General features: G+C 67.0%; 20 protein-coding genes. 10 read left to right on the top strand and 10 right to left on the bottom strand.

Features of this window, described 5'->3' with window-relative positions:
- Positions 1-34: 34 nt before the first annotated feature.
- From EZ304_RS18105 to EZ304_RS18115, 3 genes are all read right to left on the bottom strand, one after another.
- Positions 35-2,104 (bottom strand): EAL domain-containing response regulator, encoded by a 2,070-nt coding sequence (locus EZ304_RS18105; RefSeq protein WP_142807769.1) that lies wholly within the window; start codon positions 2,102-2,104, stop codon positions 35-37.
- 91 nt (positions 2,105-2,195) lie between these two features.
- Positions 2,196-3,380, bottom strand: coding sequence for an NAD(P)/FAD-dependent oxidoreductase (locus EZ304_RS18110; RefSeq protein WP_099552306.1), 1,185 nt, complete (start codon positions 3,378-3,380; stop codon positions 2,196-2,198).
- The gene (locus EZ304_RS18115) at positions 3,377-3,925 is read right to left on the bottom strand and encodes a YaeQ family protein (RefSeq protein ID WP_099552305.1); all 549 of its coding nucleotides are present in this window, start codon (positions 3,923-3,925) and stop codon (positions 3,377-3,379) included. Before EZ304_RS18115 ends, EZ304_RS18110 begins: the two co-directional genes overlap by 4 nt.
- Positions 3,926-4,048: 123 nt before the next feature.
- On the opposite strand from EZ304_RS18115, the gene EZ304_RS18120 reads away from it, so the two are divergent.
- Positions 4,049-4,927 carry a pseudouridine synthase gene (locus tag EZ304_RS18120; protein ID WP_099552304.1) on the top strand — a complete coding sequence of 293 codons (879 nt, stop codon included), beginning with the start codon at positions 4,049-4,051 and terminating at the stop codon, positions 4,925-4,927.
- A 6-nt stretch (positions 4,928-4,933) separates the two neighbouring features.
- Here EZ304_RS18120 and EZ304_RS18125 read toward each other — a convergent pair whose 3' ends face one another.
- Positions 4,934-5,422, bottom strand: a complete 489-nt coding sequence (locus tag EZ304_RS18125; RefSeq protein ID WP_059034065.1) for a YaiI/YqxD family protein — start codon at positions 5,420-5,422, stop codon at positions 4,934-4,936.
- 302 nt (positions 5,423-5,724) lie between these two features.
- Between EZ304_RS18125 and EZ304_RS18130 the strand changes: the two genes are divergently transcribed.
- The 4 genes from EZ304_RS18130 (at position 5,725) to EZ304_RS18155 (ending at position 9,673) form a co-directional block, all read left to right on the top strand.
- On the top strand, positions 5,725-5,934 hold the full coding sequence (locus tag EZ304_RS18130) for a cold-shock protein (protein ID WP_004153307.1): 210 nt from the start codon (positions 5,725-5,727) through the stop codon (positions 5,932-5,934).
- Between the two features lie 152 nt (positions 5,935-6,086).
- Entirely contained in the window at positions 6,087-6,776 is a 690-nt protein-coding gene (locus EZ304_RS18135; RefSeq protein ID WP_099552303.1) for a glutathione S-transferase family protein, read from the top strand.
- Between the two features lie 32 nt (positions 6,777-6,808).
- Entirely contained in the window at positions 6,809-8,374 is a 1,566-nt protein-coding gene (locus tag EZ304_RS18140) for a protein adenylyltransferase SelO (RefSeq protein WP_142807770.1), read from the top strand.
- A gap of 762 nt (positions 8,375-9,136) precedes the next feature.
- On the top strand, positions 9,137-9,673 hold the full coding sequence (locus EZ304_RS18155) for an adenine phosphoribosyltransferase (protein ID WP_142807773.1): 537 nt from the start codon (positions 9,137-9,139) through the stop codon (positions 9,671-9,673).
- Positions 9,674-9,848: 175 nt separating this feature from the next.
- Here the strand turns inward: EZ304_RS18155 and dbpA are convergent, their stop codons facing one another.
- On the bottom strand, positions 9,849-11,225 hold the full coding sequence (gene dbpA / locus EZ304_RS18160) for an ATP-dependent RNA helicase DbpA (RefSeq protein WP_099552300.1): 1,377 nt from the start codon (positions 11,223-11,225) through the stop codon (positions 9,849-9,851).
- 184 nt (positions 11,226-11,409) lie between these two features.
- Positions 11,410-12,489, bottom strand: a complete 1,080-nt coding sequence (locus EZ304_RS18165; RefSeq protein ID WP_142807774.1) for a YeiH family protein — start codon at positions 12,487-12,489, stop codon at positions 11,410-11,412.
- 102 nt (positions 12,490-12,591) lie between these two features.
- On the opposite strand from EZ304_RS18165, the gene EZ304_RS18170 reads away from it, so the two are divergent.
- Together EZ304_RS18170 and EZ304_RS18175 are read left to right on the top strand one after the other, a co-directional pair.
- Entirely contained in the window at positions 12,592-13,467 is an 876-nt protein-coding gene (locus tag EZ304_RS18170) for a LysR family transcriptional regulator (RefSeq protein ID WP_142807775.1), read from the top strand.
- Between the two features lie 348 nt (positions 13,468-13,815).
- Entirely contained in the window at positions 13,816-15,696 is a 1,881-nt protein-coding gene (locus EZ304_RS18175) for an ATP-binding cassette domain-containing protein (protein WP_099552318.1), read from the top strand.
- A gap of 155 nt (positions 15,697-15,851) precedes the next feature.
- Here the strand turns inward: EZ304_RS18175 and EZ304_RS18180 are convergent, their stop codons facing one another.
- A complete protein-coding gene (locus EZ304_RS18180; RefSeq protein ID WP_019661289.1) occupies positions 15,852-16,313 on the bottom strand; it encodes a c-type cytochrome in 462 nt (153 codons plus the stop codon).
- 9 nt (positions 16,314-16,322) lie between these two features.
- Positions 16,323-16,712: a c-type cytochrome gene (locus tag EZ304_RS18185; protein ID WP_005413034.1), complete on the bottom strand. Its 390-nt coding sequence runs from the start codon at positions 16,710-16,712 to the stop codon at positions 16,323-16,325.
- 205 nt (positions 16,713-16,917) lie between these two features.
- On the opposite strand from EZ304_RS18185, the gene EZ304_RS18190 reads away from it, so the two are divergent.
- The 3 genes from EZ304_RS18190 to EZ304_RS18200 are packed head-to-tail and all read left to right on the top strand — an operon-like array spanning position 16,918 to position 24,670.
- Positions 16,918-18,069, top strand: a complete 1,152-nt coding sequence (locus EZ304_RS18190; protein ID WP_142807776.1) for an efflux RND transporter periplasmic adaptor subunit — start codon at positions 16,918-16,920, stop codon at positions 18,067-18,069.
- Positions 18,066-21,587: an efflux RND transporter permease subunit gene (locus tag EZ304_RS18195; protein WP_185959192.1), complete on the top strand. Its 3,522-nt coding sequence runs from the start codon at positions 18,066-18,068 to the stop codon at positions 21,585-21,587. Before EZ304_RS18190 ends, EZ304_RS18195 begins: the two co-directional genes overlap by 4 nt.
- Positions 21,584-24,670 (top strand): efflux RND transporter permease subunit, encoded by a 3,087-nt coding sequence (locus tag EZ304_RS18200; RefSeq protein WP_142807777.1) that lies wholly within the window; start codon positions 21,584-21,586, stop codon positions 24,668-24,670. Before EZ304_RS18195 ends, EZ304_RS18200 begins: the two co-directional genes overlap by 4 nt.
- A 140-nt stretch (positions 24,671-24,810) precedes the next feature.
- On the opposite strand, the gene EZ304_RS18205 is transcribed toward EZ304_RS18200, so the two are convergent.
- Both EZ304_RS18205 and EZ304_RS18210 read right to left on the bottom strand, forming a co-directional pair.
- A complete protein-coding gene (locus tag EZ304_RS18205) occupies positions 24,811-26,043 on the bottom strand; it encodes a TraB/GumN family protein (RefSeq protein ID WP_164145982.1) in 1,233 nt (410 codons plus the stop codon).
- Entirely contained in the window at positions 26,036-26,566 is a 531-nt protein-coding gene (locus EZ304_RS18210) for a GNAT family N-acetyltransferase (RefSeq protein WP_005409279.1), read from the bottom strand. The genes EZ304_RS18205 and EZ304_RS18210 overlap by 8 nt, the downstream gene beginning before the upstream one ends.

The following is a 26,566-nucleotide window of genomic DNA, read 5'->3' on the forward strand; positions in this document are numbered from 1 at the left end:
AAAGGCTGCCGGCCAGCGGCCGGCACTACCTCGGTCACCCAAACTCAAACCCCATCTCCGGCAGCGCCGGGCCGACGAAGTCGCCCTGCACGTAGTCCACGCCGGCACTGAACAGCAGGGTCATCGAATTGGCGTCGCTGACGAACTCGGCGATGGTGCGGATGCCGGCTTCCTGCGCACGCGCGGTGATCTGGCTGATGCGGTCGATGTTCTCGCGGGTGGCCGCCAGATCGCTGGTGAAACCGCGGTCCAGCTTGAGGAACTGCGGCTGGAAGTGGGCCAGCAGCTGGAACGAGTCCAATCCCGAACCAAACTGCTCCAGGCCGATGCGGCAGCCCAGGGGCGCCACTTCGGCAAGGAACTGCTGCGCGCTGCGCAGATGGGTGAACACCTTCGCCTCCGGTGCATGCAGCCACAGCCGTTCGCCGGGCACACCCTGTGCCTGCAGTTCGCGCCGCAGGGTAGCGATCATCTGCGGGTCGTCGAACGACTCCGGCGTCACCTTCACCAGGACCTGGGTGGCATGGCCCTCGCGGGCGCGCTGGCCCAGTACGGCGATGGCCTGAGAAACCACCCAGCGGTTGATCTCCGCCAGCAGCCCGTACTCCTCTGCGATGCCAAGGAACGCAGTCGGGCTCAGCAGTTCGCCGTTGTGCTCCAGGCGCAGATAGGCTTCGTACAGCTCCAGCGGCTCGCCCTGCAGGTTCAGCACCGGCTGGTAGTGCAGCTGGAAGCCGTCGCCGGCCAGTGCTTCACGGATACGGGTGACCCAGCGCAGCACGCGCTCTTCCTCGACGCGGTCGGCCGCGGCCGGATCGAAGATGCGGCAGGTATTGCCCAGTTCGGCGGCGGCATGCGTGCACTCGCTGGCGCGTGCGAGCACCTGGCCGATGCTGGCGATCTTCTCGCCCACCTGTACGCCACCAATGCTGACCGTCACCGTGGCCGAGCGCGCACCGATGCTGAACACATGCGCTGCATAGGCTTCGCGGATCCGCTCGGCCAGTGCCACGGTCTGCGCGTAGGGCCCGGCCTGCAGCACGGCGAAACTGTGTTCACCGAAGCGGGCCAGCTGGGCCTCCTGACCGACCACGTCGGCCAGCAGCGACGCCAGTGCGCCGATCAGGGTGTCGGCCGATGCCAGGCCGATGTCCGGCAACAGGCGCGCATAGTGGTCCGGCTCGATCAGAAGCAGGCCGAACTGGCCTTCGCTGCGGCCGGCCTGGGCCACCGCGCTTTCCAGTTGCAGCATGAAGGTCGGGCGGTTGAGCAGGCCCGTGACCTGGTCGCGCTGGCGCAGGTCCTCCACTTCGCGGGCCAGCTCCGGATCGAATTCCATGCGGCGGCGAAGCACCACCTGCAGGCAGGATTCGCCTTCGTAGGTGGCAGCGGTGAATTCCATGGTTGCCGCGAACGTACTGCCATCCTCGTGGCGGGCATCGAGCTGGTACTGCGGCGGCGGCGCCTCGCCGCGGCTGAGGCCCTTCAGCAGCTGCTTGAAGCCCTCCACATGCTGCGCGGCGACCATGTCCAGCAGCGAGATGCCTTCGATGTCGTCGAACTGCTCGTAGCCGAACATCTCCAGGTAGGCATCGTTGGCACGGATGTGCATGCCTTCGTGCACGTAGGCGATGGGATCGCGCGAAGAGGCGATCAGCGCATCGCAGCGGCGCTCGGTCTCACGCATCTGCGCCTCGATGCGGCGCAGGCCGCGACGGGCCTGCAGGTCCACCCATTGGTCGCGGATCACAGCCAACAGATGCTCGGAGCGCTGGCGGAGGGCGAGGGCACGGATGCCGTGGCTGCTGGCCTGCACCAGCTCGTCCTCGTCGATGTGCTCGGCCAGCAGCACCAGCGGGATGTCCTTGCCACTGGCGGCGATGTGCTGGGCTACCAGCGGCAGCGGGATGCCCTGCGAGGGCGACGCCAGCACCAGGTCGATGGCCTGGCTGGACAGCACCTGGGACAGCTCGGCCGCATCCTGCGGCCGCCAGGGCCGCACCGCGATGCCGCTGTTGCGCAGGGTGCTGACAATGGCTTCGGCATTTTCGCCGCTGTCATCGACGATCAGCAGGCGGATGGTGATGTCGTTCGCGTTCTGCATGCACTGCTCCCCAATCTGCGAATCTAGATACACGATGCGCGGCGAACCGTCCATGCGCGCACCCCTTGCGCGCATCGAACGGCGATCTGGTTCACACCACGCCCCCGGCCGCGTGGCCGCTGGCCCAGGCCCACTGGAAGTTGTAGCCGCCCAGCCAGCCGGTCACATCCAGCACCTCGCCAACGAAATGCAGGCCGGGCACGCGCTTGGATTCCATCGTCGAGGACGACACCTCAGCGGTATCCACGCCGCCCAGGGTGACTTCGGCGGTGCGATAGCCCTCGGTGCCGCTGGCCACCAGCGGGAACGCGCCCAGCAGCTGCGCGGCCTGGCGCAGCACCGGCTCGTCCAGCTGGCGCACGGGCCGGTCGGGCAGCCAGTGTTCGCACAGGCGCTGCGCCAGTCGCTTGGGCAGCACCTCACCCAGTACCGTGCGCAGCTCGGCGGCCGGGCGCTCGCGCTTCATCTGGCGCAGCCACTCGCCGGCATCCTGGCCGGGCAGCAGGTCCAGCTCCAGCGCGTCGCCGGGTTGCCAGAACGAGGAGATCTGCAGGATCGCCGGTCCACTCACGCCGCGATGGGTCAGCAGCATGAAGTTCTGGAAGCTCTTGCCGTTGCAACGCGCCTCGATCGGCAGGGCGACACCGCTCAGATCGGCCAGCCGCTCCTGGTGCTTGCCGCTGAGTGTCAGCGGCACCAGGCCGGCGCGGGTCGGCAGCACCTGATGGCCGAACTGGCGGGCAATTTCGTAGCCGAAGCCGGTGGCACCCATGCTCGGAATCGACAGGCCGCCGGTGGCCACCACCAGCGAGGCGCAGTGGAACAGGCCATCGGTGGTGTGCACGCGGAAACCGTCGCTGCCGTGCTCGATGCGCTGCACGCTGCACCCGGTGCGGATCTGCGCGCCGGCCGCCTGGCATTCCTCCACCAGCATCTTCACGATCTGCTTGGACGAGATGTCGCAGAACAGCTGGCCCAGTTCCTTCTCGTGATAGGCGATGCCGTGCTTGCTGACCAGCTCGATGAAGTGCCAGGGCGTGTAGCGCGCCAGCGCCGACTTGCAGAAGTGCGGGTTGGCCGACAGGAAGTTGGCCGGGCTGGTGCCGGTGTTGGTGAAGTTGCAGCGGCCACCGCCGGACATCAGGATCTTCTTGCCGACCTTGTTGGCATGGTCGATCACCTGCACCTGGCGGCCGCGCTGGCCAGCCGTGATCGCGGTCATCAGCCCGGCCGCGCCGGCGCCGATGACCACCACGTCGCAGCGGGTCGTGCTCATGCCTTGGCGCGCTTGCGCCAGTTCGGGATCACGTCGAGCTGCATCTGATCGTTGAGCAGCTGCACTTCACCGTCCTGGATCAGCACGCTCCAGCGCATCGCGCGCTGGACCTGCTGGCCCCAGCGTTCGACGAACTCACCGTCCAGATCAACTACCGACAGGTTGTCGAAGCGCGCCAGGCTCTTGCCCTGCTTGCCCCACCAGATGTCCGAGGCATTGCCGCCGTAATTGATCACCTGCACCTGGCGGCTGCGGTTGCTGGCCTTGCGGATGCGGGATTCGTCGGGATGGCCCAGGTCGATCCACTGCAGGATGTCGCCGGTGTAGTCGTGTTCCCACAGGTCCGGCTCATCGTCGGTGCTCAGGCCACGGCCGAACTCCAGGCGGTCTCCCGCATTGAGGGCGAAGGCGAGCAGGCGCACCATCAATCGTTCGTCGGTCTCGGACGGGTGCTGGGCCAGGGTCAGGTTGTGGGTCGCGTAGTAACCGCGATCCATGTCGCTGATCTGCAGCTCGGCCTTGCGGATGGTGGCGGTAAGAGCCATGGGGGATCCGTGGACTAAAGACGACAATGATAGAGGTTTGATCCTGGGGTGTCCGTTGCAGGGCTGTCTGCGCGACGTCAACGTGGCACGCTTGCACGCTTTCCCGCCGCAGGAATGGACCCGATGACCCTGCCCAGCCGCCTGCAGCTGCCGCCCGGCCACTGGCCCAGCCTGCTCGAAGGCCTGTGCGCACGTTTCCCACGCATCGACCGTGCGCAGTGGCAGGACCGCTTCGCGCGTGGCCGCGTGCAGGACGTGCAGGGCAGGGCGCTGTCGCCGGACATGCCCTGGCAGGTGGGGCTGGAGATCCAGTACTTCCGCGAGGTGGCTGACGAACCGGTGATTCCCTTCGCCGAGACCATCCTGCATCTGGATGAGCACCTTCTGGTGGCCGACAAGCCGCACTTCCTGCCGGTGACGCCGGCCGGACGCCATGTGCGTGAAACCCTGCTGGCGCGCTTGATCGCACGTACGGGCAATACCGGGCTGGTACCGCTGCACCGGCTGGACAGGCTGACTGCTGGCCTGGTGCTGTTCTCGGCGAAGGCGGCTACGCGCGATGCCTACCAGCGGCTGTTCCGCGAGCGCCGCATTGAAAAGATCTATGAGGCGCTGGCACCGGCGCTGCCGGGGCTGGAGTTCCCGCTGCAGCGGCACAGCCGGCTGGCGCCGGACGAGCCGTTCTTCCGCATGGCCGAAGTGCCGGGCGAGCCCAATGCGCGCAGCCTGATCGAGCCGATCGAGGCCGAGGGGCCGATCTGGCGCTACCGGTTGAAGCCGGAAACCGGCCGCAAGCACCAGTTGCGCGTGCACATGGCCGCGCTGGGCGCGCCGATCGAGGGTGATGACCTTTACCCGCAGCTGCAGTCGCGGCCGGAGGGCAGCGCCGAGCCACCGCTGCAGCTGCTGGCACAGGCGCTGGCCTTTGACGATCCACTCACCGGGGAGCCGCGGCGGTTCAGCAGCCAGCGGCGCCTGCGCCGAATGGACCCGGGCGGCTAGCGCGGGTCAGCGGGCCGGGCGCCGCGCCAGCCAGCGGTCCAGTTCGGCGGCGAACAGCTGCCGGTCGCGCGGCCCCAGCGGGGGCGGTCCGCCGGTCTGCACTCCGGCACCGCGCAGCTCCTCCATGAAATTGCGCATCGACAGCCGCTCGGCCATGTTGTTCGGTGTGTACAGCTGGCCGCGCGGGTTCAGCGCCACGGCCTTCTTCTCCAGCACCAGTGCAGCCAGCGGGATGTCCTGGGTGACCACCAGGTCGCCGGCGGCCACCCGTTCGACGATGGCACTGTCGGCCACGTCCAGGCCTTGCGGCACCTGGATCGAGCGCAGCCAGCGCGACGGCGGGGTGCGGATCCACTGGTTGGCGACCAGGGTCAGCTCGATCCCGACCCGTTCAGCGGCACGGAACAGGATGTCGCGAATGACGGTGGGGCAGGCGTCCGCGTCCACCCAGATGCGGGGGAGGGCGGGTTCAGCTTGGGTTTCAGCTTCAGTCATTTACCCAGTGTAGGGTAGGAAAAACCTGAATGGGGACTCGGAGTTAGGCTTGATCGGCTGCCAAGCCTTGTCACGCCTAGCGGGCGGGGTTTGCCCATGAACGTCCGGGCTATCGCTTTTTGCAGAAAACACGCGTATCGTTCGACCCACTGTGTTTGCTAGGGTCACCGTGAATCGTGGCCTGGTGCAGTTGATCTCACGATCCGCTCATCGATCCGCTTTACCAACGCCTGCAACTCAGTCTCGGCCCCGATACCCGGTGGCTGCGATTTTTTTCAACATGTGTTTCAGGAGTTAGTCAAATGTCTGATCGTCAGACCGGCACCGTCAAGTGGTTCAACGACGCCAAGGGCTTCGGCTTCATCACCCCGGAAAGCGGCCCGGACCTGTTTGTGCACTTCCGTGCCATCCAGGGCACCGGCTTCAAGACCCTGCAGGAAGGCCAGAAGGTTACCTTCATCGCCGTCCAGGGTCAGAAGGGTATGCAGGCTGACCAGGTGCAGGCGGTCTAATCCGTCTGCTACCGTTGGGTAGCCAGAACGCCGGAAGCGAAAGCTTCCGGCGTTTTTATTGCCTGCCGTTTTGTAGAGTCGAGCATGGCTCGACTCTACAAAGGGCATGCAGCCGCCGCGGTAGGATGTGGGCCTCCCCAAGGATCATCCTCATGCGCATCGTCCATCACCTGGAAAACTCCCGTTCCCTGCGCGTGCTGTGGATGCTGGAGGAGCTGGGGCTGGACTACGAGCTGCGCCGCTATCCGCGCGATCCAAAGACGCTGCTGGCACCGCCGGAGCTTCGCAATGTGCATCCGCTCGGCAAGTCGCCGGTACTGCAGGATGGCGGACTGGTGCTGGCCGAGTCCGGTGCCATCCTCGACTACCTCGCCGACCGCTATGACACCCAGCGCCAGCTGTCGCCGTCACCGATGCCGGCCGATGGCGCCGAGCGCATCGCCTACCGCTATTGGCTGCACTACGCCGAAGGCTCGGCGATGCCGCCGCTGCTGCTGACCCTGGTGATGGGCCGCATCCGCAACGCGCCGATGCCGTTCTTCGCCCGTCCGATCGCGCGCAGCATTGCCGACAAGGCCGAGCGTGGCTTCATCGGCCCACAGCGGCGCCTGCACCTGGACTGGATGGAGCGTCGGCTGACCGAAAGCCCATGGTTTGCCGGCGAGCGCTTCAGTGCGGCCGACATCCAGATGAGCTTCCCGATCCAGGCGGCCGCCGCGCGCGGTGGTGGCCTCGACGACAAGCCGGCACTGCGTGGCTTCCTCAAGCGCATCAGCGAGCGCCCGGCCTACCAGCGTGCCGAGGCCCACGGCGGCCACCTGCAGGCGCTCAGCGGCAATTGAGGAGGGCCGCCGTCGTCCCCATCTTCAACCCCATGGATACCGACAGCCCCCGTTTCGACAACCGCCTGCTGCATGCCTTGCCGGGCGACCCCGAATCCGGCCCGCGCAGGCGTGAAGTGCTGGGCGCCGCCTGGTCGCCGGTGATGCCGACGCCAGTGGCCGCTCCCACGCTGCTGGCCTGGGCGCCGGAGGTCGCCGCGATGCTCGGCTTCAACACCACTGAGGTCGAGAGCGAGGGCTTTGCGCGCGTGTTCGGCGGCAATGCGCTGTACGCCGGCATGCAGCCTTGGGCGGCCAACTACGGTGGCCATCAGTTTGGTCACTGGGCTGGCCAGCTCGGCGATGGCCGTGCGATCTCGCTGGGTGAACTGGTTGCGCCGGATGGCCGCCACTGGGAGCTGCAGCTGAAGGGCGCCGGCCCCACGCCGTACTCGCGCGGCGCCGATGGACGCGCAGTGCTGCGCTCATCCATCCGCGAATTCCTGTGCAGCGAGGCCATGCACCACCTGGGTGTGCCGACCACGCGCGCGTTGTCGCTGGTCGGTACCGGCGACGACGTGGTGCGTGACATGTTCTATGACGGCCATCCGCGTGCCGAGCCTGGCGCCATCGTATGCCGGGTGTCGCCGTCCTTCCTGCGCTTCGGTTCCTTCGAGCTTCCGGCATCGCGCGGGGAAACCGCCTTGCTGCAGCAGCTGGTTGATGCCTGCATCGCCCGCGACTTCCCCGAACTGCAAGGGCAGGGCGAAGCGCTGTACGGCGACTGGTTCGCGCAGATCGCGGTGCGCACCGCCGAGATGATCGCGCACTGGATGCGTGTCGGCTTCGTGCATGGCGTGATGAACACCGACAACCTGTCCGTGCTCGGCCTGACGCTGGATTACGGTCCCTATGGCTGGGTCGAGGACTTCGATCCGGACTGGACGCCGAACACCACCGACGCGCAGGGGCGTCGCTACCGCTTCGGCACGCAGCCGCAGGTGGCGTACTGGAACCTGAGCCGATTGGCGCAGGCACTGTCGCCGTTGTTTGCCGATGTGGCGCCGCTGCAGGCTGGATTGGCCGCATACCAGTCGACCTTCGTGGCCTGCACGCGCCGCGATGCTGCCGCAAAGCTCGGCCTGGCCGCAGCCGACGATGACGACCTGCAGCTCTTCCTGCGCTGGCAGCAGCTGATGCAGGACGGCGGCATGGACATGACCCTGGCCTGGCGCGCGCTGATGCGCATCGATCCGTTGGCACCGGACACAGCAGTGCTGGAGGCGGTGTACTACGACGAGGCACGCCGGCAGACGGTGCAGGCACCGTTGCAGCAGTGGCTGCAGGGCTACGCGGCGCGGCTGCAGGCCGATCCGCTGTCGGCGACTGAGCGCGCGGCGAAGATGGCCGCAGCCAATCCGCTGTACGTGCTGCGCAACTGGCTGGCGCAGGAGGCCATCGATCGCGCCGAGCAGGGCGACCTTGGCGGTGTACATGCGTTGCAGGACGTACTGCGTGATCCATACACCGAGCGCGCCGGGCTCGAGCACTTTGCCGGCAAGCGCCCGGCCTGGGCCGACAATCGTGCCGGCTGTTCAATGCTGTCCTGCAGTTCCTGAGGGTGGGTTTCGGCAGGGCTGCGCCCTGCACCTGCAGAGGCCAGGTCAACAGCCAGAGCAAAAGCTGGATTCCGTGGCTTGGCGGGGCGGTGTGGGAGTGCGGGGACGCCGCAAGTACGTCCCTGTAGGCTTGGCAGCCGCATCCATGCGGCTGACACCCCGCACTCCCACACCGCCCCACCTCCGACAGATTCCCGCTGCTGTGGGTAGGTGTCGACCTTGGTCGACACGGTAGATCCACGCCATGCGTGGATGCTCTTCGTTCAATTCTTGAAATACTCGATTTCGATGGAGATTCATCCACGCATGGCGTGGATCTACGACAGATCGCAGGAAACTGTCGAAGGCGGGATGGGTCCGGTTGCGGGAGTGTCCGCAGCATGGGCCCGAGGCATGCCTCGGGCGGGTTGGGCAGGACGCCCAACCCCGGTCTTGCCGTGTGCGCAGGACAGCGCACACGAGCAAGCCGCGGCCAAGCCCCCATGGGTGAGGGCGCTTTGCTTGCGAAGCACTGCTTCGCAAGCGCCCGAACGCCCAGCCGCCAGCGGCTGGGCCGGCCCGGGGGTTTACGGCGTCCCCCGCAACCGGACCCACCCCGCCATCCCACAGGAAACCCGCTGTTGCTCTTGCTGTTGCCGTTGAGGTTGCCGGCCAGCGGCCGGCACTACCGCAGGTGCCGGGTGCAACCCGGCCGAACACCCCCGACAGGCAGGCGGCGCCCGGAACAGGTACCCTATGCCGCCATCAGATAGCCAACGTGACATGACCCACGCCATCGTCGCTCCGCAGTGGGCCTCCCGCCTGCGCGACATCGCCGACTTCCCCAAGCCCGGCATCCTCTTCAAGGACATCATGCCGCTGCTCGCCCACGGCGAGGACTTCCGTGGTGCGATCACCGCGATGGCCGACCGTTGGCGCGACCAGAAGCTGGACGCGGTGATCGGTATCGAATCGCGTGGTTTCATCCTTGGCGCCGCGATGGCGCTGGAACTGGGTGTCGGCTTCGTGCCGGTGCGCAAGCCGGGCAAGCTGCCGGGCCAGGTGCTGCGCGAGGAATACACGCTGGAATACCGCAGCGACTGCATCGAAGTGCACGCCGATGCGCTGCCGGCCGGTGCCCGCGTGGCGATCATCGACGACGTGCTGGCCACTGGCGGCACGCTGGTCGCTGCGCTGTCGCTGGTGCGCCGCCTGGGCGTTGACGTGGTCGGTGCCGGCGTGCTGGTCGAACTCGACGGCCTCGGCGGCCGTGCGCGCTGGGAAGCGGACCTGCCGCTGCACACCGAACTGGTGTTCTGATCGAAGGGCAGGTGCCAACCAAGGTTGGCATCTACCAGAGCGAATGGCCGGGAACCGGTAGTTGCCAACCTTGGTTGGCAGCGCTTTTCGCGACTGACGCCACGGAGTGGGCCAACCAAGGTTGGCCACTACCAGGTCAGATCGTTGCCAACCGTGGTTGGCAACGCTGCTTCAATCACATCATCCGCACGCGGAACCGGCGGCCCTTGATCTTGCCGGCTTCCAGCTTGGCCACGGCCTTGTTGGCCTGCTCACGCGCGATCGCCACATAGGAACGGGTCGGGAAGATCGCGATCTTGCCGATGAACTTGCTCGACAGGCCGGCATCACCGGTCAGTGCACCGAGGATGTCGCCCGGGCGCAGCTTGTCGGTCTTGCCGCCGTCGATGCGCAGCGTGCGCATTGCCGCCTGTGGCAGCTCGGCCGGGCGCGCGGTCGCCAGCGGCGTCTTCTGCCAGTCCAGCGGCTGCCCCATCTGCGCTTCGATGGCTTCGGCGCGGGTCTTTTCGCGGCCGGCCACCAGGCTGATCGCCAGGCCGCTGGCACCAGCACGGCCGGTGCGGCCCACGCGGTGCTGGTAGCTCTCCACGTCGGTCGGCAGTTCGTAGTTGATCACCGCCGCCAGTTCTTCCACGTCCAGGCCGCGCGCGGCCACGTCGCTGGCGACCAGCACGTTGCAGCTGCGGTTGGCCAACAGCAGCAGCACTTCCTCGCGGTCGCGCTGCTCCATGTCGCCGTGCAGGGCGAGTGCGGAGAAGCCGAACTGCTGCAGGGAATTCGCAACCTCGTCCACATCCTTGCGGGTGTTGCAGAACACTACCGCCGATTCCGGCGTGTACTTCAGCAGCAGGCCGGCCAATGCCTTCTGGCGGTGCGCCGGTTCCACCTCGCAGAACATATGGCGGATCGCGGGTGCCTGGTCGGCACCCTCCACGGTCACTTCCACCGCATCGCGCAGCAGGTCACGCGCCATGGCGCGGATGCTGTCGGGGAAGGTGGCGGAGAACAGCAGGCTCTGGCGGTCCTTGTGGGTGCGGCCGGCGATCTCGCGGATCGGTTCCTCGAAGCCCATGTCGAGCATGCGGTCGGCTTCGTCCAGCACCAGCGTGCGCACCGCGCCAAGATTCAGCGCGCGCTTGCGCGCCAGCTCCTGCACACGGCCGGGGGTGCCGACGACCACGTGCGGGTCATGGCCTTCCAGCGATGCCAGCTGCGGACCGAGCGGCACGCCGCCGACCAGCAGCAACAGCTTCAGGTTGGGGATGCCGGTGGCCAGCTTGCGGATCTGCTTGCCGACCTGGTCGGCCAGTTCGCGGGTCGGGCACAGCACCAGCGCCTGCACGCGGATCACGCTGGGGTCGATGGACTGCAGCAGGCCCAGGCCGAAGGCGGCGGTCTTGCCGCTGCCGGTCGGCGCCTGTGCGATCACATCGCGGCCATCGAGGATGGCCGGCAGGCTCTGCGCCTGCACGGGGGTGAGAGTGGTGTAGCCGAGGGCATCCAGGCCGGGCTGCAGGGCCGGGCTCAGCGGCAGGGTCGAGAAGTCAGTCATGGCGCATTGTACCCGTCCGGAAGGCAGCTCCCGCCTAATGGGGTGGGGTCAGATCCCCTTCCGCGGGAAAGGGCTCTGACCCCATCGGAGTCGTCATCCACGCATGGCGTGGATACACCGGGGGGCATCCACGCATGGCGTGGATCTACTGGTGGGTGCCGACCGTTGGTCGGTAAGCTCCTGCTCAGCCCAGCACCGCCAACACACCCTGGTGGATCGCCAGGCCGCCGAACAGCAGCCAGGCGAACAGGATCAGTGCCAGCAGCAGCGGCTTCAGGCCCGCCTGGCGCAGCGCCGAGACGTGGGTGGTCAGGCCCAGCGCGGCCATCGCCATCGCCAGCAGCACCGTATCCAGCTGCACCAGCCCCGCCTGCAGGCCGGCCGGCAGCAGATGCAGCGAGTTGAACCCGGCCACCGCCACGAAACCGAACGCGAACCACGGCACCACGATGCGCGCCTTGCTGCCGTCGGCGCTGGTCTTGCCGCCACGGGCCAGCCACAGTGACAGCGCGATCAGGAACGGCGCCAGCAGCATCACCCGCACCATCTTGGTGATCACCGCCGTGTCGGCCGCTGCTTCGTTGACCGCACGGCCGGCCGCCACCACCTGTGCCACTTCATGCACCGTCGCACCGGTGAACAGGCCGTACTGCTGCGCGTCCATTGCCAGCCAGCCGTGCGACTGCACCAGTGCATACAGCGCCGGGTACAGGAACATCGCCAGCGTGCCGAACACCACCACCGTCGAGACCGCGACGGTGACATGCGCAGCGCGGCCACGCACCACCGGTTCGGCAGCCATCACCGCTGCCGCACCGCAGATCGCGCTGCCAGCACCGATCAGCATGGCTGCCTCGCGCTCCATCTTGAACACGCGCACGCCCAGCCAGCAGGCCAGGCCGAAGGTGCTGGCAACCACCAGCACGTCCATCAGCACGCCAGTGACGCCGACATGGCCGATGTCCTGGAAGGTCAGGCGCAGCCCATACAGCACGATGCCGGCGCGCAGCAGCCAGTGCTTGGAAAAGCCGACACCGGCCGCGCTGCTCGGTGCCAGCCGCGGGTAGAACGTGTTGCCGACCACGATGCCGGCGACGATGGCGACGGTCAGCGCGCTCAGGCCATGTGCCTGCAGCCACGGCAGCTCGGCCAGGTACAGCGACGCCGCCGCGATCAGGCCCACCAGCAGAAGGCCGGGCAGGCGTGGCTGCCAGCGTTGGCGCAGGGCGGGCAGGGACCAGGGGGAGAGGGCGGGGGCGTTCATGGCAGGGGCAGGGCTGGAGTGATGGGGCAAGCGTGCGCCCGGGACGATGACCTGTAAAACGAATAATATTGGTGAAACCTACCCATCAAGAAGGTAAGTGCCATGCGCCTGACCTTGCGCCAGCTGCAGGTCTTCGTCGCCATCGCCGATCACGGCAGCACTACCGCCGCGGGCCAGGCCATCGCGCTTTCGCAGTCGGCCAGCAGCGCCGCCCTGCAGGAGTTGGAAGCGCACTTCGGTACCCCGCTGTTCGACCGCATCGGCCGCCGCCTGGCGCTGAACGGGCACGGCCGCGCACTGCTGGAGCCGGCGCGTACCCTGCTGGTCAACGCCGCCGATCTGGAGCGGCAGCTGGCTGCCGGCGGCGACCCATCGCAGGGCGCACCGCTGCGTTTGGTGCTGGCCGCCAGTACCACCATCGGCAATTACCTGCTGCCGCCGCGCATTGCCGAACTGCTGCGCCAGGCGCCACAGGCCGAGGTCGACCTGCGCATCGACAACAGTGCCGGCGTGGTCGCTGCCGTGCAGCGTCTGGACGTGGACGCCGGCCTGATCGAAGGCCCGTGCCACGAGCGTGGCCTGCAGGTCACGGCCTGGCAGCAGGACCCGCTGGTGATCGTCGCTGCCGCCGACGCCCCCGCGCGCTGGACGCTGGATGAACTTCGCGCCGCACGCTGGCTGCTGCGTGAGCCCGGCTCCGGCACCCGCGAAGCCGTCGAACAGGCCCTGTTGCCGCACCTGCGTGGCTTCGCCCAGACCCTGCAGCTGGGCAATACCGAAGCGATCAAGCAGGCCGCCATCGCCGGCCTCGGCCTGGCCTGTCTTTCGCGTCACGCGCTGGAAGAGCCACTGGCCCTGGGCCGCCTGCGCGTGCTCGAGACTCCGCTGCCCGCCCTGCAGCGCACGCTGTGGCTGGTACGTCACCCGGGCAAGCAATGGCTGCCGGGGTTGCAGGCGTTGCTGGGGGAGGTGGGGTAATCCATCAGAACCCCAGTCGATCCCATCCATCGACAGTCCCTCCAGCGTTCATCCACGCATGGCGTGGATCTACCGTGTCGACCAAGGTCGACACCCACCAGAGCAGAATGCCGTTCCGACAGATCGCGGGAAACTGTCAGAGGCGGGGTGATGTGGGTCTGCAGGACCGTTGGCGCCATGGATGGCGCCATCGAGCCCCCAAGGATGGGTTTACGGCGTGTCCTGCAGACCCACACCGCCCCGCCATCCCACAGGAAACGAGCTTTGGCTGTTGCTTCGGCAGCAGCAGTGGCCTCTGCGGGTGCCGGGTGCAACCCGGCCGACGCCCCCAACCCGTACAATATCCGAATGCCTCTGATTACCCTACAGAACGTCGACTTCAGTGTCGGCGGCCCGTTGTTGCTGGAAAAGGCCGAACTGTCGATCGAGCCGGGCGAACGCATCGCCCTGATCGGCCGCAACGGCGCCGGCAAATCCACCCTGCTCAAGCTGCTGTCCGGCGACCACAAGCCCGATGACGGCGAAGTCCGCGTGCAGCAGGGCGTGCGCGTCACCCGCCTGGAGCAGGAAGTGCCACACGGCGCCGCCGGCTCGGTGTTCGACGTCGTCGCCGATGGCCTCGGCGAACTGGGCCAGTGGCTGGCCGAATTCCACCACCTCAGTCATGCCGAAGTATTCGATGGCGAAGCCCTCGGCAACGTGCAGGCCAAGATCGACGCCGCCAACGGTTGGGGCCTGGACCAGCGCGTCAGCGAAACCCTGACCAAGCTCGACCTGGACGGCGAGGCCGAGTTCGGCCGCCTGTCCGGCGGCATGAAGCGCCGCGTGCTGCTGGCCCGTGCACTGGTGTCCAGCCCCGACGTACTGCTGCTGGACGAACCGACCAACCACCTGGACATCGAAGCCATCGACTGGCTCGAAGCATTCCTGAAGGGCTGGAGCGGCAGCGTGGTGTTCGTCACCCACGACCGTCGCTTCCTGCGTGCACTGGCCACCCGCATCGTCGAGATCGACCGCGGCCAGGTCACCAGCTGGCCGGGCGACTGGGCCAACTACGAGCGCCGCCGCGAGGAACGCCTCAACGCGCAGGCGCAGGAAAACGCGCGCTTCGACAAGCTGCTGGCGCAGGAAGAAGTGTGGATCCGGCAGGGCATCAAGGCCCGTCGTACCCGCGACGAAGGCCGCGTGCGCCGCCTGAAGGCGATGCGCACCGAGCGTTCGCAGCGCCGCGACCTCAGCGGCAACGTCAAGATGGAAGCCGCGCAGGGCGTCAGCTCCGGCAAGAAGGTGATCGACGTCAAGGACATTTCGTTCGCCTTTGGCGAGCGCACCATGGTCCGCGACTTCACCACCACCATCCTGCGCGGGGACCGCATCGGCCTGATCGGCCCCAACGGCAGCGGCAAGACCACGCTGCTGAAGCTGCTGCTGGGCGAACTGCAGCCGGCCAAGGGTGAGGTCAACGCCGGCACCAACCTGCAGATTGCCTATTTCGACCAGTACCGCGCGGTGCTGCGCGAAGACTGGAGCGCGATCGAGAACGTGGCCGAAGGCCGCGATTTCCTCGAGTTCAACGGCAAGCGCAAGCACGTGCATGCCTACCTGCAGGACTTCATGTTCACCCCGGAACGTGCGCGTGCGCCGATCACCCGCCTGTCCGGTGGCGAGCGCAACCGCCTGCTGCTGGCCAAGCTGTTCGCGCAGCCGTCCAACCTGCTGGTGATGGACGAACCGACCAACGACCTGGACGTGGAAACCCTGGAGCTGCTGGAAGAGTTGCTGGGCGACTACACCGGCACCCTGCTGCTGGTCAGCCACGACCGTGACTTCATCGACAACGTGGTGACCTCCACGCTGGTGATGGAAGGCGATGGCGTGATCGGTGAGTACGTCGGCGGCTACAGCGACTGGCAGCGTTACGCGGCAAGTGTGGCGACGCCTGCTGCCGCTCCGGCAGCCAAGCCGGCGGCAGCTGCACCGGCCGCTACGGCCGCTGCTCCGGCGGCGCCCAAGCGCAAGCTGGCCTACAAGGAAGCGCGCGAACTGGAGCAGCTGCCGAAGACCATCGAGAAGCTGGAAGGCGATGTCGAAGGCCTGACCTCGGCGATGAACGATCCGTCGTTCTACACCCGCAGCAGCGCCGAAGTGACCGCGCACACCCAGCAGCTGGCCAAGGTGCAGGCCGAGCTGGATGCCGCTTACGCGCGCTGGGAAGAGCTGGAAGGCTGAGTATCGGTCGGCGCCAGCAGTGCGCCGATTGATCGGGTGGAGAATCAGTAGATCCACGCCATGCGTGGATATCCGGATCTGTGCGGACCAGCGGTCCGCACCCACCAATCAACGGTCCGTGCAGACCAAGGTCCGCACCCACCGGGGGCCGGCGGTCATTTGACCCCGTGCAGATCCCGCAGCTGGCTCGGCCGGCTGCCGAAATACGCGGCCAGATCGGCGATGTCCTGATCGCTCAGGTCCTTCGCCTGCGGCGTCATCAGCATGTGCTGGCGGTCACCGGCACGGTAGGCCTGCAGGGCATGGGCCAGGTAATCGCCATACTGCCCGCCCAGCTTGGGGTAGGTAGGGTCGATCGGCGCATTGCCGTCGGCCCCGTGGCAGTCGATGCAGCTCTGGTTGGTGGCCTTGCCCTTCACCTTGGCGCGGGCTTCACCGGCGGCCTCGCGGCCTGCAGGCAGGCCGGCCGAAGAAGAAGAACCGTGTTCGCCGCTGGCATGGCCCGGGTCGGCGGCGGATTTCTCGCTGTTTTCCACCTGCGACTGCGAACAGGCGGCCAGCAGCAGGGCAACGGACAGGGCGATGGCATGACGCATCGGATGCGCGGCTTTCGACATGGGCGGGCCTTACTTGACGGTGGACAGGTAAACAGAGAGATCGGCGATCTCCTGTTCGCTGAAGCTCATCGACTGCGCCTGCATCGTTGGATGCCGGCGCTTGCCCTGGCGGTACTCCGTCAGGGCCTGGGCCAGGTACTGCTGGGTCTGGCCGCCGATCTTCGGCACCCGGTAGCTGGGGTAGGCGTTCTTGTAGCCGGTGATGCCGTGGCACCCCTGGCAGGTGTAGGCCAACACGCGGCCATTGTCGAAGTTGCCGGTGGGCGCGGCAGGCGCCGGCGCGGCGGCAGGAGCCGGGGCCGGAGCGGGTGTGGCAGGAGCAGGAGCGGGCTGTGCGGCGGCCCCAAGGGGCAGGAGGACGGCCAGAGCGAGACAAGCGGCGAGCGGCTGCGGGCGCATGGTGTCGTTTCCGGGGATTCGGGTCTGGTCGTTCCGGCGTGGGGTACGGAACGACCCGAGTATAGCCCCAGGTTTCATCTAGCTGAAATGGGGTCGGTCCGACCGGTGGCGTGAAGGCACCATGACCTTTGGGATATGGTGTGGCCGTGAAGTGGTGCATTACTTTGCTACCACACCTGTCCACGCATCCTCCAGGGACCTGACGATGTCGCACCCAACCTTCCTGTCCGGCCGTCGCAGCGGAATCTGCGCTGCCGCACTGCTGATCTCCACCTCCCTGCTGCTGGGCGGTTGCGCCGCAGGGCCCAATTCCGAAGCCAAGGCTGCCGAGACCAAGGAGGAGAAGAAGGTCGACGCGGTCCCGGTCGAGGTGGCAGTGGCCAGCCACCGTGCCGTCGCGGCCAGCTACACCGGTACCGCTGCACTGGAACCGCGCGCCGAATCGCAGGTCGTCGCCAAGACCTCGGGCGTGGCGCTGGCGGTGCTGGTCGAGGAAGGCCAGCGGGTGAGCGCCGGCCAGCCGCTGGTGCGCCTGGACCCGGACCGCGCACGCCTGGCCGTTGCCCAGAGCGAAGCGCAGATGCGCAAGCTGGAAAACAACTACCAGCGCGCCCAGAAACTGGTTGGCCAGCAGATGGTCAGTGCCGCCGATGTCGACCAGCTGCGCTTTGACCTGGAGAACGTCCGCGCGCAATACCGCCTGGCCACGCTGGAGCTGTCCTACACCACGGTGGTGGCGCCGATCTCCGGCGTGATCGCCTCGCGCTCGATCAAGACCGGCAACTTCGTGCAGATCAACACGCCGATCTTCCGCATCGTCGACAACTCGCGCCTGGAAGCCACCCTCAACGTGCCCGAGCGCGAACTGGCCACGCTGCGCGCCGGCCAGCCGGTGACGTTGGCTGCCGATGCGCTGCCGGGCCAGAGCTTCACCGGCACCGTCGATCGCATCGCGCCGGTGGTGGATTCGGGCAGCGGCACGTTTCGCGTGGTCAGTGCCTTCGATGGCGCCGCGCACGCGCTGCAGCCCGGCATGTTCGGGCGCATCCGCATCGATTACGACCAGCGTGCCGATGCGCTTGTGGTGCCGCGCCTGGCGCTGCTCGACGACGGTGAGCCGGCGGTGTTCCGGGTGCGCGAAGGCAAGGTCGCACGCGTTCCGGTCAAGCTGGGTTACGCCGAGGGCCCGTGGGTGGAGATCCGTGATGGCCTGGTGGCCGGTGATCAGGTGGTCACCGCCGGCAAGGTCGCGCTGCGCGACGGTACCGCGGTGCAGGTGATCGCCGATCCGAAGGCCAAGGCGAAGACGGTCGCAGCGGCCCCCACGCCGGCAGACAAGGCCGGGAGCAAGCAATGACCGCCCCGGGCCACGACCACGGTGCCTCGCCGGCGAGCGACGGCGCCGCCGCCGGCATGCGCGGAGGCCTGGTGGAATTCGCCACCCGCCGCCGCGTGACCATCGCCATGTGCACGGTCACGCTGCTGCTGTTCGGCCTGATCGCGCTGGGCAACCTCAAGGTCAACCTGCTGCCTGACCTGAGCTACCCGACGCTGACCGTGCGCACCGAATACACCGGTGCGGCGCCGACCGAAATCGAAACCCTGATCACCCAGCCGGTCGAAGAAGCGGTCGGCGTGGTCAAGAACCTGCGCAAGCTGAAGTCGGTCTCGCGCACCGGCCAGAGCGATGTGGTGCTGGAGTTCGCCTGGGGCACCAACATGGACCAGGCCAGCCTGGAGGTGCGCGACAAGATGGAAGCGCTGAACCTGCCACTGGAGGCCAAGGCCCCGGTGCTGCTGCGCTTCAATCCGTCCACCGAGCCGATCATGCGCCTGGTGCTGTCGAGCAAGGACGCGCCGGCCACCGATGCCGATGCGATCCGCGAGCTGACCGGCCTGCGCCGCTATGCCGATGAAGACCTGAAGAAGAAGCTGGAGCCGGTTACCGGCGTGGCGGCGGTCAAGGTCGGCGGCGGCCTGGAGGATGAGATCCAGGTCGACATCGACCAGCAGAAGCTGGCCCAGTTGAACCTGCCGATCGACACCGTCATCAAGCGCCTGAAGGACGAGAACATCAACATCTCCGGCGGTCGCCTGGAGGAGGGTTCGCAGCGCTTCCTGGTGCGTACCGTCAACCAGTTCGCCGATCTGGAGGAAATCCGCAACCTGCTGGTCACCACCCAGGCGTCGAACGGCAGTGCGGCGGACTCGGCACTGCAGCAGATGTTCAACATCGCCGCGTCGACCGGTTCGGCGGCCGCCATCGCGGCGGCCTCGGCGGCGCAGAGCGCATCGTCCGGTGGTGGCTCCAGCGTGGTCGCCAACGGTGTGCCGGTGCGCCTGAAGGATGTGGCCACCGTGCGCCAGGGCTACAAGGAGCGCGAAGCGGTGATCCGCCTGGGCGGCAAGGAATCGGTCGAACTGGCGATCTACAAGGAAGGCGACGCCAATACCGTGTCCACCGCCGAAGCGCTGCGCAAGCGCCTGGAGCAGATCAAGGCCACGTTCCCCTCCGATGTCGAGATGACCACCATCGAGGACCAGTCGCGCTTCATCGAGCACGCCATCGCCGACGTCAAGAAAGATGCGGTGATCGGCGGCCTGCTGGCGATCCTGATCATCTTCCTGTTCCTGCGCGATGGCTGGAGCACGTTCGTGATCAGCCTGTCGCTGCCGGTCTCGATCATCGCCACGTTCTTCTTCATGGGCCAGTTGGGCCTGAGCTTGAACGTGATGTCGCTGGGTGGCCTGGCACTGGCCACCGGCCTGGTGGTGGACGATTCGATCGTGGTACTGGAGAGCATCGCCAAGGCCCGCGAGCGTGGCCTGGGCATCCTGCAGGCGGCGATTGCCGGTACCCGCGAAGTGAGCATGGCGGTGGTCGCCTCGACCCTGACCACCATCGCGGTGTTCCTGCCGCTGGTGTTCGTCGACGGCATCGCCGGCCAGCTGTTCCGCGACCAGGCACTGACCGTGGCGATCGCCATTGCGATCTCGCTGCTGGTATCGATGACACTGATCCCGATGCTCAGCTCGCTGAAGGGGCGGCCGCCGCTGGCGTTCCCGGAAGAAGCACCGAACGAACCGTGGCAGCCGCAGAACCGCTGGCAGAAGCCGGTGGCACTGGGGCGTCGTGGTGCCGTCGCAACCGCGCGCTGGAGCTTCTATGCGCTGGCCTGGCTGGTCGTGCGTGCGTGGCGTGGCGTGGTGGCGGTGGTCGGCCCGGTGATGCGCAAGGCCAGCGATCTGGCGATGAAGCCCTACGCCGGTGCCGAGCGCGGCTATCTGCGCCTGCTGCCGAGCGCGTTGGCGCATCCGGGCAAGGTACTGGGCGTGGCCACCATCATCTTCGTGGCGACCATGGCGCTGGTGCCGATGCTCGGTGCCGACCTGATCCCGCAGCTGGCGCAGGATCGTTTCGAAATGACGGTGAAGCTGCCGGCCGGCACGCCGCTGAAGCAGACCGATGCGCTGGTGCGCGAGCTGCAGCTGGCCCACGGCAACGGCGAGGGCGTGGCCTCGCTGTACGGCGTCAGTGGCAGCGGCACCCGCCTGGATGCCAGCCCGACCGAGAGCGGCGAGAACATCGGCAAGCTGACCGTGGTGATGGAAGGCGGTGGCAACGCGCGTACCGAAGCGGAGATCACCGAGCGCCTGCGTGACACCATGGGCCAGCATCCGGGTGCACAGGTCGACTTCGCGCGGCCGGCGTTGTTCAGCTTCTCCACGCCGCTGGAAATCGAGCTGCGCGGGCAGGACATGGCGACGCTGGAAGTGGCTGGCCAGCGCCTGGCGGCGATGCTGCGTGGCAATGCGCACTACGCCGACGTGAAGTCCACGGTGGAAGAGGGCTTCCCGGAAATCCAGATCCGCTTCGACCAGGAACGCGCCGGTGCACTGGGCCTGACCACCCGCCAGATCGCCGATGTGGTGGTGAAGAAGGTGCGTGGTGATGTCGCCACCCGTTACAGCTTCCGTGACCGCAAGATCGACGTGCTGGTGCGTGCGCAGGAAGGTGATCGTGCCAGCGTGGAAAGCATCCGTCGGCTGATCGTCAATCCGGGCAGCACCCGCCCGGTGACGCTGGACGCGGTGGCCGATGTGGTGGCCACCACTGGCCCGAGCGAGATCCATCGCGCCGACCAGACCCGCGTCGCTGTCGTGTCGGCCAACCTGCGCGATATCGATCTGGGCGCGGCCATGCGCGAAGTACAGCAGATGGTGGCCGAGCAACCGCTGGGCGCGGGTGTCGGCCTGCACATCGGCGGCCAGGGCGAGGAACTGGCACAGGCGGCGAAGTCGCTGATCTTCGCCTTCGGCCTGGCGATCTTCCTGGTCTACCTGGTGATGGCCTCGCAGTTCGAATCGCTGCTGCATCCGTTCGTGATCCTGTTCACCATCCCGCTGGCGCTGGTCGGCGCGATCCTGGCGCTGATGCTGACCGGCAAGCCCATCTCGGTGGTGGTGTTCATCGGCCTGATCCTGCTGGTCGGCCTGGTCACCAAGAACGCGATCATCCTGATCGACAAGGTGAACCAGCTGCGCGAGGCCGGCGTGGCCAAGCATGAGGCCCTGGTGGAAGGTGCACGCTCGCGCCTGCGGCCGATCATCATGACCACGCTGTGCACGCTGTTCGGCTTCCTGCCGCTGGCGGTGGCGATGGGCGAGGGCGCTGAAGTGCGTGCACCGATGGCGATCACCGTGATCGGCGGCCTGCTGGTATCGACCCTGCTCACCCTGCTGGTGATCCCGGTGGTCTACGACCTGATGGACCGCCGCGGCGACGCCTACTACCGCGAGCGCGGCCGCAAGCACGCCGGCGAAATCGAGCCGGGCGCAGCAGGCAGCGCGGCGGGCACGGAGGAACCGGCATGAGTGTTGCCGAGTTCTCCATCCGCCGCCCGGTCACCACCATCATGTGTTTCGTGTCACTGGTGGTGATCGGCCTGATCGCCTCGTTCCGGCTGCCGCTGGAGGCGCTGCCGGACATCTCCGCGCCGTTCCTGTTCGTGCAGATTCCCTATACCGGGTCGACCCCGGAGGAAGTGGAGCGGACCATCATTCGACCGGTCGAAGAGTCGCTGGCGACGATGACTGGCATCAAGCGCATGCGCTCGTCGGCCACCTCCGAAGCGGCGCTGATCTTCATCGAGTTCAGCGACTGGGACCGCGACATCGCCATCGCCGCCTCCGATGCACGCGAGCGCATCGATGCGATCCGCAGCGACCTGCCCGATGACCTGCAGCGCTACAACGTGTTCAAGTGGTCCAGCAGCGACCAGCCGGTGCTGAAGGTGCGCCTGGCCAGCACCACCGACCTGACCACCGCCTACGACATGCTCGACCGCGAGTTCAAGCGGCGCATCGAGCGCATTCCCGGCGTGGCCCGCGTTGACATCACCGGCGCACCGCCGAATGAGGTGGAGATCGCCATCGATCCGAACCGGCTCAATGCGCACGGGTTGAGCATCAATGAGCTGAGCGAGCGCCTGCGCACGCTGAACTTCTCGATCTCGGCCGGGCAGATCGATGACAACGGCCAGCGCGTGCGCGTGCAGCCGGTAGGCGAGATCACCGACCTGCAGGAGATGCGCGACCTGGTGATCAACGCCAAGGGCCTGCGCCTGGGGGATATCGCCGACGTGCGCCTGAAACCGGCGCGGATGAACTACGGGCGTCGCCTGGACGGCAACCCGGCCGTCGGCCTGGACATTTTCAAGGAGCGCAGTGCCAACCTGGTCGAGGTGTCGCGGGCGGCGCTGGCCGAGGTCGAATCGATCCGCGCGGAGCCGTCGATGCGCGACGTGCAGATCAAGGTGATCGACAACCAGGGCAAGGCGGTGACCTCCTCGCTGCTTGAGCTGGCCGAGGCCGGTGCGGTCGGCCTGATCCTGTCGATCACGGTGCTGTTCTTCTTCCTGCGCCATTGGCCGTCCACGCTGATGGTGACCCTGGCCATTCCGATCTGCTTCACCATCACCCTGGGTTTCATGTACTTCGTCGGGGTGACGCTGAACATCCTGACCATGATGGGCCTGCTGCTGGCGGTGGGCATGCTGGTCGACAACGCCGTGGTGGTGGTGGAGAGCATCTACCAGGAGCGCGAGCGCATGCCCGGGCAGCCGCGGCTGGCCTCGATCATCGGCACCCGCAACGTGGCCATCGCGCTCAGCGCCGGCACGCTGTGCCACTGCATCGTGTTCGTGCCGAACCTGTTCGGCGAGACCAACAACATCAGCATCTTCATGGCGCAGATCGCGATCACCATCTCGGTCTCGCTGCTGGCCTCGTGGCTGGTTGCGGTCAGCCTGATCCCGATGCTGTCCGCGCGCATGGCCACGCCCAAGCTGGTGCACTCGCAGACCGGCCTGATCGCGCGGCTGCAGCGCCGCTACGCCAAGCTGCTGGACTGGTCGCTGCACCATCGCGGCTGGAGCCTGCTTGGCATCGTGCTGGTGGTGCTGGTCAGCCTGGTGCCGATGAAGCTGACCAAGGTCGACATGTTCGGCGGGGATGGCGGCAAGGACATCTTCATCGGCTACATGTGGAAGGGCGCATACACCTATCGGCAGATGTCCGAGGAAGTGGCGCGTGTGGAGAACTGGATCGACGCCAACCGCGAACGCCTGCACGTCAAGCAGGTGTACTCCTGGTACAGCGAGCAGGAAGGCAGCTCGACCGTGGTCACCCTGGACGAGAAGTACGCCAAGGACATCAAGGCGCTGCAGGAAGAACTACGCAAGGGCCTGCCGAAGTCGGCGCGTACCGATTATTTCGTCGGCAACCAGGGCGGCGATGGAGGTGGTGGCGGCAACCAGGGCGTGCAGGTGCAGCTGGTCGGCGACTCAAGTTCGATGCTGCAGGAGATCGGCCAGGAAGTGGTGCCGCTGCTGGCCCAGCGTGCCGAGCTGCGCGACGTGCGCATCGACAATGGCGAGAAGGGCGGCGAGCTGAAGGTACGCGTCGACCGCGAGCGTGCGGCGGCGTTCGGCTTCAACGCCGAACAGGTGGCCAGCTTCGTCGGCCTGGCCCTGCGCGGTGCACCGATGCGCGAGTTCCGCCGTGGCGACAACGAAGTGCCGGTGTGGGTGCGTTTCGCTGGTGCCGAGCAGAGCAGCCCGGAAGACCTGGCTGGCTTCAGCGTGCGTACCGGCGATGGCCGCAGCGTGCCACTGCTGAGCCTGGTCAGCGTTGACGTCGGCTCCTCGGCCACCCAGATCGGACGCACCAACCGCCAGACCACGCTGACCATCAAGGCCAACCTGGCCGAGAAGGTCACCGCGCCGGATGGCCGCAAGGCGATGGAGTCCGTGCTCAAGCCGATGAACTTCCCGGCCGGCTATGGTTTCACCTTCGATGGCGGCGACTACGGCAACGACGACGAAGCGATGCAGCAGATGGTGTTCAACCTGCTGATCGCGCTGGTGATGATCTACGTGGTGATGGCGGCGGTGTTCGAGTCGCTGCTGTTCCCGGCGGCGATCATGAGCGGCGTGCTGTTCTCGATCTTCGGCGTGTTCTGGTTGTTCTGGATCACTGGCACTTCGTTCGGGATCATGTCCTTCATCGGCATCCTGGTGCTGATGGGTGTGGTGGTGAACAACGGCATCGTGATGATCGAGCACATCAACAACCTGCGGCGCGGCGGCATGGGCCGAACGCAGGCACTGGTTGAAGGCTCGCGCGAGCGCCTGCGACCAATCATGATGACGATGGGCACGGCGATCCTGGCGATGGTGCCGATCTCGTTGACCAATACGCAGATGTTCGGCAACGGCCCGGAGTACGCACCGATGGCGCGCGCCATTGCCGGCGGCCTGGCGTTCTCGACCGTGGTCAGCCTGCTGTTCCTGCCGACGATCTACGCGGTGCTCGATGACCTGCGCAATGCCGTGACGCGGCTGATCCGTCGCGCGCGCGGCCTGGAGATGGTAGAGCCGGGCGCTGCCCGGCTGTAATGCGTGACAACGTGTTGTGGTGTGGGGGAGGCCGGTCGTAGTGGGGCGGCCTCCCCCTTTTTACGCTGGGGATGGCGTGCCAACCAAGGTTGGCACCTGCCGGAGCGCAGTCGAGCATGGCTCGACGCTATACAAAACAATCAACCAGCGACCTTGCCCCACACCTTGAACGTGGTCAGCCACAGGCCGAGCATGCTGCCGATGTTGGTCAGCATGAAGGTCAGCACCACGCGGGTGACGCGGTTGCGGTACCACCCCTTCAGGCTCTGCGCATCGTCGCGCAGCTTGAGGAAGTCCTCGTACGCCGGCTTGCGCAGGCGTGCTTCCACCAGCGCCGAGAAGGCGCCGGTCGGGATGCTCAGGCGGAACGGCTTGAACGGGGCCACCGCGATCGCGGTGAGGATGCTCAGCGGATGGCCGCCGGCCAGCAGGCAGCCCAGGCCCGCCAGGCCGCCGGTATACATCGCCCAGGTCGCCAGCAGTTCGGTGCCCACGCCCAGCCCGCCGCGGTAGAAGCCCACGCCGATACCGGTCGCCACGATCGCCAGGATGCCCAGCGTGAACCACGGAATGTTGCGCTTCTTCGGCACCGCTTCCAGCTCGGCGCGTAGCGGTGCCGGTGCCTCGGTATCGGTTTCCAGGTAGCGCGCCAGGCCTGCAAGGTGACCCGCACCGACAACCGCCAGCACTTCACGCTGCTGCGGGTCGTGTTCCTCGCGCAGGCGCGTGGCCATGTAGCGGTCGCGCTCGCCGATGATGGTCTCGTACAGCGCCGGGCTCTCGCTGGCGAACTCGCCGAAGCTCGACTCCAGCATGTCGCCCTGCTTGAGCTTCTCGATTTCGTTTTCGCCCACTTCCTCGGACGAGAACAGGCCGGCGCCAAGCCCGGCGACCAGCTTCAGCTTGCCGAAGAAGCCCAGCCGCTGCGAGGCACGACGGAAGGTCAGGCCGACTTCGCGGTCGATCAGGTGCACCGGCAGGTTGCGTTCGCGCGCCAGCTCCACCGCACGCTTCAGCTCGGCGCCGGGCTCAATGTCGAGCTGTTCGGCCAGGCGGCGCTGGTAGGCGGACAGGGCCAGGTTGGCGGCGAACAGGGCGACGCGGCCCTTGCGGATCACCTCGACCAGGTCGAGCTTGGCCAGCGTGTCCGGATCGCTCAGCGCCTGCAGGCGTTGCGGGTCCAGTTCAACGGCCACCGCATCGAAACGGCCACTGTCGATCGCTTTCTCCACGGCTTCAACGCTGGCGCGCGAAACATGGGCGGTGCCCAGCAGGGTGTAGCGTACGCCGTCGCGTTCGACGACGCGCACCGGCTGGCCGGCGAACAGGTCGTCGCCGGTCTCGGAAAGGGTTTCGGTCATGGGTTCATTCATTGGAAGGTGCGGTGTCGGCGCCATCGCCGAGCGCGCGCTGCATCTGCACGGTATCCAGCCAGCGGCCATGCTTGCGGCCGAGGCCACGGAACACGCCCACCAGCTCGAAGCCGAAGCGTTCGTGCAGCTTGATTGAAGCGGTGTTGGTCGGTTCGCCGATCACGGCCACCATCTGCCGGTAGCCGCGCGCCACGCAGGCATCGATCAAGGCCTGCAGCAGGCCCGTGCCAACACCCTTGCCCTGGAACGCGGCATCGACGTAGACCGAGTTCTCCACGGTCCACTGGTAGGCAACGCGGGTGCGGTAGGTGTTGGCGTAGGCATAGCCGGCGACCTGGCCGTCGATCTCGGCAACCAGGTAGGGGAAGCCGCGGTCGATGATGTCGCGCATGCGGCGCAGCATCTCGGACGCGTCCGGGATGTCGTACTCGTAGGTGTTGACGAAGTCGGTCACTTCCACCGCGTAGATCGCGGTGATCGCGGCGATGTCGGCCGGGCCGGCATCACGGATGAGGACGGCCAT

The sequence above is a fragment of the Stenotrophomonas maltophilia genome (assembly GCF_006974125.1).
GTDB lineage: Bacteria > Pseudomonadota > Gammaproteobacteria > Xanthomonadales > Xanthomonadaceae > Stenotrophomonas > Stenotrophomonas maltophilia_O.

Bases quoted from the DNA above. Each gene is read 5' to 3' on its own strand.
- EZ304_RS18105 (WP_142807769.1), bottom strand. From the start codon at position 2,104: ATGCAGAACGCGAACGACATCACCATCCGCCTGCTGATCGTCGATGAC.
- EZ304_RS18110 (WP_099552306.1), bottom strand. From the start codon at position 3,380: ATGAGCACGACCCGCTGCGACGTGGTGGTCATCGGCGCCGGCGCGGCC.
- EZ304_RS18115 (WP_099552305.1), bottom strand. From the start codon at position 3,925: ATGGCTCTTACCGCCACCATCCGCAAGGCCGAGCTGCAGATCAGCGAC.
- EZ304_RS18120 (WP_099552304.1), top strand. From the start codon at position 4,049: ATGACCCTGCCCAGCCGCCTGCAGCTGCCGCCCGGCCACTGGCCCAGC.
- EZ304_RS18125 (WP_059034065.1), bottom strand. From the start codon at position 5,422: ATGACTGAAGCTGAAACCCAAGCTGAACCCGCCCTCCCCCGCATCTGG.
- EZ304_RS18130 (WP_004153307.1), top strand. From the start codon at position 5,725: ATGTCTGATCGTCAGACCGGCACCGTCAAGTGGTTCAACGACGCCAAG.
- EZ304_RS18135 (WP_099552303.1), top strand. From the start codon at position 6,087: ATGCGCATCGTCCATCACCTGGAAAACTCCCGTTCCCTGCGCGTGCTG.
- EZ304_RS18140 (WP_142807770.1), top strand. From the start codon at position 6,809: ATGGATACCGACAGCCCCCGTTTCGACAACCGCCTGCTGCATGCCTTG.
- EZ304_RS18155 (WP_142807773.1), top strand. From the start codon at position 9,137: ATGACCCACGCCATCGTCGCTCCGCAGTGGGCCTCCCGCCTGCGCGAC.
- dbpA (WP_099552300.1), bottom strand. From the start codon at position 11,225: ATGACTGACTTCTCGACCCTGCCGCTGAGCCCGGCCCTGCAGCCCGGC.
- EZ304_RS18165 (WP_142807774.1), bottom strand. From the start codon at position 12,489: ATGAACGCCCCCGCCCTCTCCCCCTGGTCCCTGCCCGCCCTGCGCCAA.
- EZ304_RS18170 (WP_142807775.1), top strand. From the start codon at position 12,592: ATGCGCCTGACCTTGCGCCAGCTGCAGGTCTTCGTCGCCATCGCCGAT.
- EZ304_RS18175 (WP_099552318.1), top strand. From the start codon at position 13,816: ATGCCTCTGATTACCCTACAGAACGTCGACTTCAGTGTCGGCGGCCCG.
- EZ304_RS18180 (WP_019661289.1), bottom strand. From the start codon at position 16,313: ATGTCGAAAGCCGCGCATCCGATGCGTCATGCCATCGCCCTGTCCGTT.
- EZ304_RS18185 (WP_005413034.1), bottom strand. From the start codon at position 16,712: ATGCGCCCGCAGCCGCTCGCCGCTTGTCTCGCTCTGGCCGTCCTCCTG.
- EZ304_RS18190 (WP_142807776.1), top strand. From the start codon at position 16,918: ATGTCGCACCCAACCTTCCTGTCCGGCCGTCGCAGCGGAATCTGCGCT.
- EZ304_RS18195 (WP_185959192.1), top strand. From the start codon at position 18,066: ATGACCGCCCCGGGCCACGACCACGGTGCCTCGCCGGCGAGCGACGGC.
- EZ304_RS18200 (WP_142807777.1), top strand. From the start codon at position 21,584: ATGAGTGTTGCCGAGTTCTCCATCCGCCGCCCGGTCACCACCATCATG.
- EZ304_RS18205 (WP_164145982.1), bottom strand. From the start codon at position 26,043: ATGAATGAACCCATGACCGAAACCCTTTCCGAGACCGGCGACGACCTG.
- EZ304_RS18210 (WP_005409279.1), bottom strand. From the start codon at position 26,566: ATGGCCGTCCTCATCCGTGATGCCGGCCCGGCCGACATCGCCGCGATC.